Below are 12,296 nucleotides of genomic sequence, written 5' to 3'. Positions count from 1 at the left end.
GAAGATGTTAAGAAGAATCATGATCGGTATAATCGGGGCAGCGCTGTTGCTGGCGCTGTCCTCACCGGTTGGTGCCGTTGATAAAAAAGAAAAAAAAGACACCAAGAAAGAAACCGTCGTCAAAAAACAAGATTCGAAAGAACAAAAAAAAGAACCCTCGGATAGCTCGAAAGCAAAAAAGGTTACAGAGACCAAGAAGTATGACAACTTCGTAGATGAAAACAAAAACGGCATAGACGACCGAAAAGAGAAATTGCTTAGTAAAAGCAAAAAGACCGAGGATAAGAAAAAAGACGACGACAGTAAGTCGGATAAGAGTAAGAAGTCTGAAAAGAAAGAAGTGAAAAAGAAGAATTAGCAGGCTTTGTATTTGATTTAAAAAGGCCGCCGGGTGCACCGGCGGCCTTTCTTGTATGAGTTTTATGAGGTCATAACAGGGATCATTTGAGCTTGACTTACGTTATAAGAAGCGCTACTTTGTTAGCGCTCTGACACGAGCGCTGCCATTATGGCAGATATGGTGTTCGCGTTAAACGACAACGAGTTATAAAGATGGCCTTCGAAAACCTTTCAGAACGAGAGCGACAGGTTCTCTACAATCTGGTCACCCATTACATCAATTCAGCCGATCCGGTTGGATCTCGGGTGATTGCCAATCGCTTCAACATGGGGGTTTCATCGGCTACAATCCGGAACACTCTTCAGGATCTGGAAGAACTGGGGCTCGTTGAACAGCCACATACCTCTGCCGGGCGAGTGCCGACTCATCTCGGATATCGCATCTATGTCGATTACTTGCTCAAACCTGAGGCGTTGACACAAGCCGAGATGGAATTCATCAAAGGCAGTATCCTGCTCAAGGGAAGCGGTGTGGATGAAATCCTGGGACAGACTTCAAAAGTTCTGGGTGATATAACACGGCAGTTGGGGGTAAGCATCGCTCCCAAATTCGACGAGGGAAGACTCCGTCGACTCGAATTGATACCGCTAACCGATGAGCGTATCATGGTCGTGGTGGTGGTCGACTCCGGTTTAGCGAAGTCGGTGATCATCGAGATCAAAGCCCGGATTGGCGATGGTGAGTTGCGAGTGGTAGAATCGGTGTTGAACGAACGTCTGGCCGGTTTAACTCTTGGGGAAATTCGCCGGACTATGGCGGACCGTTTGTCCGATGTCTCCGGGCAAGGGCAGTTGGTGAAAATTCTGATCGATACGCGTCAGCGTATCTGGTCAGATATAGGTTCGGATTCGATTCACATGGCCGGCATGGAGCATTTGTTGCACCAGCCGGAATTCGCCGAAGTCAACCGTATTTCCGACCTGCTTCGGTTGATCGGCGATCAGAAAATGCTGAGTGACTTTCTGGATAACTCCGGAGAAGCAGGTTTAGTTATCACGATAGGTAAAGAGAACAAGCTGCTTGAGTTAATGAATTGCTCGGTAGTGACTTCAAGCTACAAAGTCGGCAGTATTTCAGGTATGGTCGGGATAATCGGTCCCACCCGGATGCCATACAGCAAACTGGCTTCAGTGGTTAAATATACGGCGAGGACTATTACCGATGTGCTCTCGGGGGCGGAAGAAGATAAGGACGACTAATCGATGAGCGATAAAAAACGTGTAAACGTGGAAATACGTGACGGTGAGGTTGCTCCGGAAGATGAGCCGGTAACCGATACCGAAGCGAACGAAGAAAATACATCTCCTGGGAATCCGCCGGCCGACTCTGAAGAAGCGGCCGAGGCGCCAACCGAGGAAGAGCAACTCAGGCAAAAGCTGCAGGAGACAGAGGATCGTCTGCTGCGTACGGCGGCGGAGTTCGAGAATTACAAGAAGCGAACAACGCGCCAGTTCGAGTTGATGGCTCAGCAGGCCAACGAACGGTTGTTGACCGAGATTCTCGAAGTAGTTGACAATTTCGAGAGAGCTCTTGCGCACAGTGGTAAGAAGACCGATCCGACCGCGCTGGCCGAGGGAGTCAAGCTCATCCACAACCAGTTGCAATCGTTGCTTGCCAAGCACGATGTCAAGCCGATTGTGGCTGTCGGACAGCCGTTCGATCCGAACCTGCACGAGGCGCTGATGCAGACTCCCAGTGAGGAACACCCGGAAGGACATGTTGCCCTTGAAATGGCCCGCGGCTATCGTCAGGGTGACCGGGTGCTGCGCTACAGCAAAGTAGCGGTCAGCACCGGATCGAATCAACCGGAAGGAGCCGACAAAGACTCGGCTGAAGAATAACAAGAGAAATATTCAATAACGATATCTGGAGTGATGTAAAATGGGTAAGGTAATCGGTATCGACCTGGGTACCACCAACTCCTGTGTGGCGGTCCTGGAAGGCAAGGACCCCGTTGTAATCCCGAATCTGGAAGGCGGACGTACGACGCCGTCGGTAGTTGCTTTTGCCAAGGATGGAGAACGGCTGGTCGGAGCGGCCGCCAAGCGGCAGGCCGTCACGAATCCTGAAAATACGATCTTTTCGATCAAACGTTTCATGGGACGGCATCTGAGTGAAGTCGGTGCGGAAGAAAAGATTGTGCCGTATGCGGTCAAATCGAATGAATCCGGAGCGGTAATCGTTGAAGCGGGGGGGAAGACTTACACCCCGCCGGAGATCTCCGCAATGATTTTACAATCGCTCAAGAAAGCGGCTGAGAGTTATCTCGGTTCCGAAGTTACTCAGGCGGTGATCACGGTACCGGCCTATTTCAACGACTCGCAGCGCCAGGCTACCAAGGATGCCGGGCGGATTGCCGGTCTCGAAGTTCTGCGTATCATCAACGAACCGACAGCGGCTTCGTTAGCCTACGGTCTCGACAAGAAGGTAAATCAAAAGATTGCGGTGTATGACCTGGGCGGCGGTACGTTCGATATTTCGATTCTGGAAATCGGCGACGGTGTTTTCGAGGTTCGTTCTACCAACGGCGACACGCATCTTGGCGGTGATGATTTCGACCAGAAAGTGATCGACTGGATGGCCGAGGAGTTTCTTAAGTCCAACGGGATCGATCTTCGTAAGGATCGCATGGCGCTGCAGCGTCTGAAAGAAGCTGCGGAGAAGGCAAAAATAGAGCTTTCATCGACCATGCAGACAAATATCAACCTGCCGTTTATTACGGCTGATCAATCCGGCCCCAAGCATCTCGATCTTACCCTCAGTCGCTCCAAATTCGAACAGCTGGTCGATACCCTCGTACAGCGGACGGTAGGTCCCTGCAAGGCGGCTATAGCCGATGCCAAGCTGTCGATCAGCGATATCGATGAGGTCGTACTGGTTGGCGGTATGACCCGTATGCCGCGGGTGATCAGTCTCGTCGGTGAATTGTTCGGTAAGGAGCCACACAAGGGAGTGAATCCCGATGAAGTCGTGGCGGTAGGCGCGGCGATTCAGGGGGGAGTGCTGTCCGGTGACGTTCATGATGTCGTTCTGCTCGATGTAACTCCGCTTTCACTCGGCATTGAAACGCTGGGTGGAGTAATGACCAAGCTGATCGACCGCAATACGACGATTCCTACGCGTAAGTCGGAGATATTCTCGACCGCGTCGGACAACCAACCGGCGGTGTCGATCCACGTGCTCCAGGGTGAACGTCCAATGGCGATCGACAATCGGACACTCGGTAAGTTCGATCTGGTTGGTATCCCTCCGGCGCCGCGCGGTATTCCGCAGATCGAAGTTACGTTCGATATCGACGCCAACGGTATTGTTCATGTCAGTGCAAAGGACAAGGCCACCAGTAAAGAGCAGTCGATTAAAATCGAAGTGTCATCAGGTCTGTCCGAGGACGAGATCCAGAAAATGGTCCGTGACGCCGAGCAGCATTCGGAAGAAGACAAGAAACGTACCGAATTGATCAAAGCACGTAATGAAGCGGACCAGTTCGTTTATGCGACGGAAAAGACGCTCAAGGACCACGGTGATAAGGTCAGTGAGGACGAGAAAAAACAAATCGAAGAGAAGCTTCAGTCGTTAAGGGATGCTCTGGCCGGAGAATCGGTCGAGGCTATCAATAAGGCCAAAGAAGAGCTAATGACGGCCTCACATAAACTGGCCGAGGAGATGTACAAGCAGGCTCAAGCCGAACAACAAGCCGCCGGTGGGCAGGCACCGCCGGACTCGAATCCCGGCCAGGACAGTAGCGGCGGTGAGAGCGGTGGTGATGACTCCGGTGCGGTCGATGCCGATTTCGAAGTCGTTGACGACGATAAGAAGTAACGAATCGCAATGGCTAAGCGTGATTATTACGAAGTCCTCGGGGTGATAAAAACGGCCGCCGAGGTCGAAATCAAAACAGCTTATCGTAAGCTGGCGCTGAAGTATCACCCGGACCGGAATCCCAACGATCAGTCGGCTGAAGAGAAGTTCAAAGAAGCGACTGAAGCGTATGAGGTGCTGAAAGATCCTCAGAAACGGCAAATGTACGACCAGTACGGACATGCCGGTCTGGGACAGGGGGCGGGTGGTTTCGGCGGTGGTTACGGTGGTTTCGAGGGTTTCGATTTGAGCGATGCCCTCCGTGCTTTCATGCGTGACTTCGGCGGCGGTGGATCGATCTTCGATGATCTCTTCGGTATGGGAGGCGGTGCTCGCGGACGGCAGCGACGTAACCGAGGCGAGGATCTTCGCATAAAAATCAACCTGACGCTCGAAGAAATTGCTCACGGTGTTGATAAATCGGTTCGCGTCAAGCGGCTGGTACATTGCCAGGCCTGCGACTCAAGCGGTGTCGCGGCGGGATCATCGCGTCAAACCTGTCCTCAATGTAAAGGCTCCGGTCAGGTGCGAACGGTCACCCGGACCTTTTTGGGAACGGTGCAACAGGTAGCAACCTGCAATGTTTGTCGAGGAACCGGTGAAGTGATCTCCGAACCGTGTAAGACCTGTCGCGGCGAAGGCCGTGTGCGAGGCCAGACTACGGTCGATATTAAAGTGCCTCCGGGTGTCAGCAGCGGGAATTACATGACGATCGACGGCATGGGAAACGAAGCTGCTCAGAATGGTTCTCCGGGTAGCCTGATTGCCGTGTTTGAGGAGAAACCTCACGATGTGTTCACCCGTCGCGGCGATGACCTTCTCTGTGAATTACCGATCTCCTTCACAACGGCTGCCATGGGAGGAACGGTTATGGCGCCGACAATCGATGGTGAAGAAGAGATCAAGATTCCCGAAGGCACCCAACCCGGCAAGACGATCAAACTACGCGGCAGGGGAATCCCTCATCTGCATCGAAGCGGACACGGTGATCAGTTAATCCGAATCTTCGTTTGGGTGCCTGACAAACTCTCGGACGAGGACAAGAAGTTGCTTAAGAAACTGGAAAAATCAGCCTCGTTCAAACCGCCCAAGGCAAACAAATCGTTTTTCGAAAAACTGCGGGAGACTATCGGCGTATGACTGACTCGAATCAGAAACCGGATGAGTATATCGAGGCTTCGGTTGATGTCCCTGGGGTACACGCCGATGCTGTCAGCAATTTCATTATTGATAATATCTGTTCAGGAATTCTTCTGGAAGAGGAGGAGGGTTCTGAGACAACGACCATCAGGTTCTATGTCTTGGACGACAAGGCCGATGATTTTATCGAACCGTTGTCAACCTACCTGGCAGCACTTGAAGACCCGGTCCTCGATCCGGTTCCCGAGATCAAGAGTCATCGTATAATCAGCACCAACTGGGAAGAGCAATACCGCCGCTCGGTTGCGCCGGTTTGGATTACTCCCGACATCCTGGTGCGCCCGCCGTGGGACAACACCGCAGCTCCTCCTAAGTATGACATCATTATCGAACCGAAGATGGCGTTTGGCACCGGTCGCCATGAGACAACGCGTTCCTGTCTGAAAGTGATTGGAGATAAATATCCCGCAGGAGGGCGTTTTGTCGACCTGGGTTGCGGAAGCGGTATCCTTTCGATTCTTGCCGCGATGAAGGGAGCCTCTTTCATCAAGGCTATTGACTACGACCAGTTGGCCGTGGACAACTGCATCGAGAATTTTGAGATTAACAAGGTGTCAACGGTGTACGAGGTGCTGCACGGATCACTCGAAAAGTGTGACGGAGACGAGCCTTACGATTTCGTAGCGGTCAATATCATCAAAGAAACGATCCTTCCCATGTTACCTCGTCTCAGAGAACTGACGCGACCTGACGGAATTCTGCTGCTTGCCGGATTACTGGCCAGGGATGAAGCGATAATTACCGCTGCTCTCGAAAAGGTAGGATTATCAAGGTATACTATCGAGCATGACAACGAGTGGATTACCTTCATTATTAGCGGATAATAAGCAATGATCCCCCCGGTATTTTATAGCTCGCCGGACCTGTTTGCCGACACGACGGTGAAACTATCCAAAGATGAACTCCATCATGCTATCCGGGTGATGAGGCTCAAGGCCGGTATGCCGGTAGTGGTAGTCGACGGTCAGGGAAGAGCGATAAGGGGTGAGTTGATCAGTCTTCGCGATAAGGATCCAGCCCATGTCAGGATCATGCACACTGTCAGGAATTATGGGGAGCCGTTGATTAACATGACCCTTGCCAGTGGTCTGTCAACCGCCTCGAAATTCGACGATGTTGTCCAGCGCGGGACAGAGCTGGGAGTGTCACGTTTCGTGCCGATTCTCACTGAGAAATCAAAAGTCAAAATGGAAGACCCTAAAAGGGTCCAGAGTCGTGTGAAGAGACTTGAAAAAGTGGCGCTGGCGGCAATGAAGCAATGTCGTCGATCCTATCGCCCGGATATTGAATCCCCTTGTCGTCTGGATGGATTTCTTTCACAAACGGAAGCGACAGCCGTCAACCTGTTGTTTCACCCGGGTGGAACAAAATCGCTGGATGAAATTGTGCCGGATCGTAATGTTCGCCGGGTCTCGGTGCTGGTTGGCCCCGAATCCGGATTCACCGACGATGAAATCGAACTGGCGATACAGTCCGGATATCGGACGGTTTCTTTGGGGCAAAGGATTCTCCGTACCGAGACGGCCGGTCCGGTTATATGCGGTTTGATAATGCATCTTCTCGGCGAACTTCGGTGATCTCGCTTTAGCGGCGGGGCTTTGCCGCCGATACTCCCTGTATGAACGAAACAATATGGTACGTCTACGTAGCCGTCCTGGGTTTGGCGATCGGCTCATTCCTTAACGTGGTGATTTATCGTTTGCCGCGTAAATGTATGTTCGCGCGGAGCCGTTCAGCCTGCCCGCACTGTGAACAGCAGTTGAAATGGTATCACAATATCCCGGTGCTGAGTTTTCTGGCTTTACGCGGCAAATGTGCCTTTTGCGGCAAGCCCATTTCGTGGCGGTATCCCCTGGTGGAAATTCTCAATGCCCTGGTTTTCGTTTACTTTTTCCATAGCTATGGTTTGTCCTGGTATTTTGCCGCTTTTGCTGCGCTTGGATCAGCGTTGATCGTTATTTTCTTCATTGATTATGATTTCCAGATTATCCCGGATTCAATCACATTACCCGGAATGGCGCTTGGGCTTGCAGTATCGTTCTTGCCTGGTGGATTAACTTTCTGGCAGTCGCTGACCGGTCTCCTGGTGGGTGGCGGAGCTCTCTACGCGGTAGCGATTTTGGGAGATCTGTTGTTCAAGAAAGAGTCGATGGGGGGCGGTGATATCAAGATGGCGGCAATGTTGGGGGCATTTGTCGGCTGGCAAAAAACGATTCTGATCTTTATGGGATCGGCGGTAATCGGCCTTGTGGTCTCAATAGCAATAATGGCGATTTCTGAAAAATTACGTCGTGAGCGCTTGATACCTTTCGGTCCCTTCATCGCAATGGCTGCTATGATTGCTATAGTCTACGGCGATCAAATCATTTCCTTCTACTTAGTCAACGTTGTCGGTGTGGCTGTTCCGTAACCGCGGAGATGGAAGTGCGGTCAGTATGATCAAATTCACCGGTCGCAATAAGCGGTTCGAGGCTGAGGTCAACCTGGGTCTTCTGGCGATTATCTTTGTCCTGCTTTTTATCAATCTTGCCGCCAACTATGTGATCCATAACTCGCGGCAGGCGCAACGAGATGAACTGAATGCCCAATTACATGCAACGGCGGAGGCTATTGCCCGAGAATGGCGTCGTGAGGCTTTCAGCGACATGAACCGACGTTTGCGTGAAGATATCATAATGCGCAATAAGCTGAGTGATATCGCATTTTTCCCTGATGGCCCGAAGGAAGAATCCGACGAAGCTCGCCGTGACTGGGGGCAACGCTATATGCCTACGGAACCGGGGCCGAGAAACTCGGCGCTGATGTCCCGGATCCTCAGAGCAGAATACGATAAGGTCGAATCCGGTGAGGATGGAGAATACTATTTGGTTCGACTCGTTAAGCGTGGTCCGCAAACGGGACTTCTCATGGTGGCAATGCGTAATCGGTTGTTGGCTTATCTTGATTCAGTGGGACAAGTCGTGGTCGTCGTCAGTCTCATAGCCGGAATTCTTATCCTGGGATTGTATTTGTTGCTGTCAAGGTATATCACGGCTCCGTTCAAACGATTGAGACATGAGGCCGAGCAAGCCGGACGAGAAATGACGGAGAGCAACGATGAAGTCGAAGCGGTTATTGAAGATTATCGGAGAGTGATCGAGGAACTGCGCCAGAAAGAGCAGGAACTGCTCGAGGCTAATCGCCGAATTCAGGGGCGCGCCGACTCGCTCGAACAATACAACGAGTATTTGCTAAGCTCGATCTCATCGGGAATCATTTCCATCGATCCAGAGAAACGTTTGGTCTCAATCAACCGGGCTGCCGGTGAGATGCTCGGTATCGAAGTCGAGGATTATATCGGTCGGCCTTTCTGGGATTTATTCCAGTCCAGTGTGGTAGCAGTTAATGCTATCAGTCGCACCATGGAGTGTGGCCAGAGTCAGCCGTATCAGGAAGGAGAGATGGTCTCTCCATCGGGACGTGAGTTGACGGTTGGAGTGGCCGTGTCGGTGGTTATTGATCGTTTGGGGGAGACCGTGGGGACTTCGGTCGTGATCAACGATTTGACGGAATTGATTTCACTCCGGCGGCAATTGGAAGCCAAGAACCGTCTGGCTGCACTGGGCGAAATGGCCGGTGGATTAGCGCACCAGTTGCGCAATTCTCTGGGAGCAATAGTGGGTTATGCCCGGTTAATCGGGAAACGCATGCAAAAACATGATCTCTCGACTGAAAGCGTCAACTCGCTTCAGTCTGAGGCCGGAGAAGCGGAGTCGCTGATTGAACGATTCCTGTATTTCTCTCGTCCGTTCGATTTCTCAGCGAGCGCCGTTGATTTGCGTGTGTTGTTGGAAGAACTGGTTGAGTCGATCCGGGTAAGAAATGATGACAAGAAATTACTCATTCGACTGGATGCCCCATCGGAATGCCCCGTCGAAGCTGATGCTTTGTTACTTAAACAAGCCATAGCGAATCTAATCGACAACGCCGTCAATGCTTATCCGGAAGGCAAGGGTGAAATAGCATTAGAGGTTATATGCAGTGGTACTGAGATAAAAGTAAGTGTTCGTGATTTCGGCAGTGGTATTCCACAAGAGGATATATCGCGCATTTTCACCCCGTTCTATTCCTCACGCCCGGGAGGCACCGGATTGGGATTGCCGTTGGTAAGCAAAATAGTCGAACTGCACGGTGGACAAATAAATATAGAATCGAGCGTCGGTGAAGGGACAACCGTGACGATCTCATTGCCGCGCAACATGGTCGGAGTAGCGGGAAACACTCTTCAATCGACCGGATCAGTTTGATATTCATCTAAAAATCACTTGGGGAGCGGACGTATTTTGTTATATTTAGCGCCGGACTGTACAGGAGGATAAATGTTTAGCGTATCTGATTTCAGACGCGGACTGCGGATTATTGTAGATGATCAGCCATATTATGTGGTTGAGTATCAGCATTTCAAAATGGGCCGAGGTCGGGCGAATATCCGCACGAAGCTAAAACACATCAAGACCGGCGCCGTCGTTGAAAAAGTGTTTTCCTCCAACGATGCGTTCAAAGCGCCTGATATGGAAGACCGCAAGATGCAGTACCTGTACGAGAACGGCGGCGAATACTCCTTCATGGATTCGGAGACGTTCGAACAGGTTAATATCCCCATGGACAACCTCGGGGATGCCAAGTGGTACCTTCTTGAAAACGAGGAGTATCGCGTCCAATTCCTGGACAATGAGGCGATAGCCGTAGATCTGCCGGCATCTGTGATTCTCGAAGTAGTCGAGACCGAACCGGCTGCACGAGGGGATACGGTCAGCAATGTTACCAAACCGGCCAAGCTGCAAACCGGTCTGGTTGTCAAGGTACCCCCTTTCGTTAAAGAGGGAGATAAGCTCAAGATCGATACTCGGACCGGTGAATATCTCGAGCGAGCAAATTAACCGATGTCCGAACCTCGCCGAATAATCGGCGTTGATGAATCAGGAAAAGGGGACTTCTTCGGTCCCCTTGTTGTGGCTGCTTTTGGAGGGGATCAGTCTGCCCGCAAGCTTCTCGCCGAAGCCGGTGTCCGCGATAGTAAGTCAGTAGCCGATAATCGACTTCTTAAAATCGATGCCTATCTCAGACAGAATTTCGAGTTCGAGGTCGTAGTGGTGATGCCGGAAGAATACAATCAACTCTACGACCGGATTCGTAATCTGAACAAGCTGCTGGCTGAAGGGCATGCCGAAGTGATCGATCGTCTTCACCGTCGCTGGCGCGCGGATATGGCCATTAGCGACAAATTCGGTAAGACGGAGTTAGTCGAAGATGCTCTGGATCGCCGAGAGTGTGATGTCAATCTCAAGCAAATGGTGAGGGGCGAAGCAGTACCGGAAGTGGCTGCGGCGTCGATTATCGCACGAGCGGAGTTTATCATGCGTCTCAAAACACTGAGTCAGGAATATGGAATCGAGATTCCCAAAGGCGCTGCTCCGAAAGTTGATTCGGCCGGTCGTGAAATCGTACGATTGTTCGGTCCTGAAGTTCTTCCGAAGCTGGCAAAACTGCATTTTAAGAATTACCAGCGTGTCGTCAATCCAACTCTTTTCTAATAAAAAAAAGCCGGACGCAGAACGCATCCGGCTACAGGTAGGAATTACCGTGACAGTGTAGTCTTTTAGAAGCCGTGGCTGACTAACTGTCCAACTGTCTCGCCCTCCAGCGAGCTAATGCTACTGGCGCCGATCACGTATTTGGCCAGGCCGATCCCGGGTACGTACCAATAGTAGTTCGTCTTCCCGGTATGTCCGGTGCTCACAATCTTGAGCGCATGACTATAGAACTCACCATTGTCTAGTTCCAGGCTTTCGAACCCAGCCACGGTCATCGTGGTCGAGCCAGTGATCGGGAAAGAAACAAGCTGCGGGTCCACATCAGTCTGACCATCGTCCTCGATTGAAACTGTGTCGTTCTCAGTCTTACCCAGGTTGCCATCATTGACCTGGACAGAGTCTGTCAGTTCGTCCTGGTTGAAAACATCCTTATCCCAGCTTGCGCCAAGAGTAAAGGGCAGTTCCAACATCTTCTCGGCCGATGAAGTCTTTCGTGAAAAATGGAACACCGCGTCTGAAGTGGTTCGGATATAGCCGGTATCAACCACTGACCCGTTTACGTACTGGATCAGGCGGTGCACCGTTAAACCCTGGATGACCGTCTCAGAGGTTGCCTTATAGGTAACCAACTGAGTAGTACCGTTCGAGTAATCCACCTCGTAGATCGTGGTATATCCCGGATCGACCGGGAAATAAGCCGCGATACCGGTGGAAGTAACCTGTCCGCCGGAGCTGACAGTCCCGCTCTTGTCGGAGCAGCCTACCCAAACCACACCGATCAGCAGAGTCACTATGGCCAGAACCAAACCAATCTTTCGTGTCAACATGTCTAATCTCTCCTCACTTCCCTTACTTCAGTCAAGGAAACTGTTATCAACTGTTTCGCCTGATTTATTGCAAGGGTTGTGCCGAGGCTGGCTGAGCGGGCGTAAGTCATGTCCGGACATATTGTTAGGGGTTTATAGACGCACCCAAAAGGATTGCTGAAACAGGTATCTTATGGGGTAGTTACCACAGGCAGTAGGACCTTATCGGCTAAGCCCCCGACAAGGACTGCCGACAATAATATAAATGACTGTCTTAAGATGATTTAGGAGCGATATATGGGTTCTGCCCAAACCTATCTCTGGCTGACTATTATACCTTTGACTGCTTTGGTTGTGGTGGCAAGATATCGTCGCCTCCTGGTGGAGACCGATCGCTACAGCTATCGGCATATTGCGTCAGGTTTGTCGTCGCTGGCGTTCGCATCGCTGTTGTCGTTG

The 12,296-nt window shown here is 51.4% G+C and carries 12 protein-coding genes; 11 read left to right on the top strand and 1 reads right to left on the bottom strand.

What is annotated here, in order from left to right; translation table 11 throughout:
- Positions 1–19 precede the first annotated feature (19 nt).
- The 11 genes from PLF13_06185 to rnhC all read left to right on the top strand — a co-directional run bounded on the left by PLF13_06185 (position 20) and on the right by rnhC (position 11,031).
- Positions 20–358, top strand: coding sequence for a hypothetical protein (locus PLF13_06185; GenBank protein ID HOP06865.1), 339 nt, complete (start codon positions 20–22; stop codon positions 356–358).
- Positions 359–552: 194 nt separating this feature from the next.
- Positions 553–1,599, top strand: a complete 1,047-nt coding sequence (hrcA, locus tag PLF13_06180; GenBank protein HOP06864.1) for a heat-inducible transcriptional repressor HrcA — start codon at positions 553–555, stop codon at positions 1,597–1,599.
- 3 nt (positions 1,600–1,602) lie between these two features.
- Entirely contained in the window at positions 1,603–2,241 is a 639-nt protein-coding gene (grpE, locus tag PLF13_06175) for a nucleotide exchange factor GrpE (protein ID HOP06863.1), read from the top strand.
- A 40-nt stretch (positions 2,242–2,281) separates the two neighbouring features.
- The gene (gene dnaK, locus PLF13_06170) at positions 2,282–4,219 is read left to right on the top strand and encodes a molecular chaperone DnaK (protein HOP06862.1); all 1,938 of its coding nucleotides are present in this window, start codon (positions 2,282–2,284) and stop codon (positions 4,217–4,219) included.
- A gap of 9 nt (positions 4,220–4,228) precedes the next feature.
- Complete coding sequence (dnaJ, locus tag PLF13_06165) at positions 4,229–5,398, top strand: molecular chaperone DnaJ (protein ID HOP06861.1); 1,170 nt, start codon at positions 4,229–4,231, stop codon at positions 5,396–5,398.
- A complete protein-coding gene (locus tag PLF13_06160) occupies positions 5,395–6,282 on the top strand; it encodes a 50S ribosomal protein L11 methyltransferase (protein ID HOP06860.1) in 888 nt (295 codons plus the stop codon). The genes dnaJ and PLF13_06160 overlap by 4 nt, the downstream gene beginning before the upstream one ends.
- Before the next feature lie 6 nt (positions 6,283–6,288).
- Positions 6,289–7,035, top strand: coding sequence for an RsmE family RNA methyltransferase (locus PLF13_06155; protein ID HOP06859.1), 747 nt, complete (start codon positions 6,289–6,291; stop codon positions 7,033–7,035).
- A gap of 41 nt (positions 7,036–7,076) precedes the next feature.
- Positions 7,077–7,868 carry a prepilin peptidase gene (locus tag PLF13_06150; GenBank protein HOP06858.1) on the top strand — a complete coding sequence of 264 codons (792 nt, stop codon included), beginning with the start codon at positions 7,077–7,079 and terminating at the stop codon, positions 7,866–7,868.
- 25 nt (positions 7,869–7,893) lie between these two features.
- The gene (locus PLF13_06145; GenBank protein HOP06857.1) at positions 7,894–9,744 is read left to right on the top strand and encodes an ATP-binding protein; all 1,851 of its coding nucleotides are present in this window, start codon (positions 7,894–7,896) and stop codon (positions 9,742–9,744) included.
- A gap of 72 nt (positions 9,745–9,816) precedes the next feature.
- Positions 9,817–10,377, top strand: a complete 561-nt coding sequence (gene efp, locus PLF13_06140; protein HOP06856.1) for an elongation factor P — start codon at positions 9,817–9,819, stop codon at positions 10,375–10,377.
- A 3-nt stretch (positions 10,378–10,380) separates the two neighbouring features.
- On the top strand, positions 10,381–11,031 hold the full coding sequence (gene rnhC / locus PLF13_06135) for a ribonuclease HIII (protein HOP06855.1): 651 nt from the start codon (positions 10,381–10,383) through the stop codon (positions 11,029–11,031).
- Between the two features lie 65 nt (positions 11,032–11,096).
- On the opposite strand, the gene PLF13_06130 is transcribed toward rnhC, so the two are convergent.
- Positions 11,097–11,858, bottom strand: a complete 762-nt coding sequence (locus tag PLF13_06130) for a hypothetical protein (protein ID HOP06854.1) — start codon at positions 11,856–11,858, stop codon at positions 11,097–11,099.
- Positions 11,859–12,296: the final 438 nt, after the last annotated feature.

Source organism: Candidatus Zixiibacteriota bacterium, assembly GCA_035380245.1.
GTDB lineage: Bacteria > Zixibacteria > MSB-5A5 > GN15 > FEB-12 > DAOSXA01.
This window is presented reverse-complemented; position numbering and strand designations above follow the sequence as displayed.

Bases quoted from the DNA above. Each gene is read 5' to 3' on its own strand.
- PLF13_06185 (HOP06865.1), top strand. From the start codon at position 20: ATGATCGGTATAATCGGGGCAGCGCTGTTGCTGGCGCTGTCCTCACCG.
- hrcA (HOP06864.1), top strand. From the start codon at position 553: ATGGCCTTCGAAAACCTTTCAGAACGAGAGCGACAGGTTCTCTACAAT.
- grpE (HOP06863.1), top strand. From the start codon at position 1,603: ATGAGCGATAAAAAACGTGTAAACGTGGAAATACGTGACGGTGAGGTT.
- dnaK (HOP06862.1), top strand. From the start codon at position 2,282: ATGGGTAAGGTAATCGGTATCGACCTGGGTACCACCAACTCCTGTGTG.
- dnaJ (HOP06861.1), top strand. From the start codon at position 4,229: ATGGCTAAGCGTGATTATTACGAAGTCCTCGGGGTGATAAAAACGGCC.
- PLF13_06160 (HOP06860.1), top strand. From the start codon at position 5,395: ATGACTGACTCGAATCAGAAACCGGATGAGTATATCGAGGCTTCGGTT.
- PLF13_06155 (HOP06859.1), top strand. From the start codon at position 6,289: ATGATCCCCCCGGTATTTTATAGCTCGCCGGACCTGTTTGCCGACACG.
- PLF13_06150 (HOP06858.1), top strand. From the start codon at position 7,077: ATGAACGAAACAATATGGTACGTCTACGTAGCCGTCCTGGGTTTGGCG.
- PLF13_06145 (HOP06857.1), top strand. From the start codon at position 7,894: ATGATCAAATTCACCGGTCGCAATAAGCGGTTCGAGGCTGAGGTCAAC.
- efp (HOP06856.1), top strand. From the start codon at position 9,817: ATGTTTAGCGTATCTGATTTCAGACGCGGACTGCGGATTATTGTAGAT.
- rnhC (HOP06855.1), top strand. From the start codon at position 10,381: ATGTCCGAACCTCGCCGAATAATCGGCGTTGATGAATCAGGAAAAGGG.
- PLF13_06130 (HOP06854.1), bottom strand. From the start codon at position 11,858: ATGTTGACACGAAAGATTGGTTTGGTTCTGGCCATAGTGACTCTGCTG.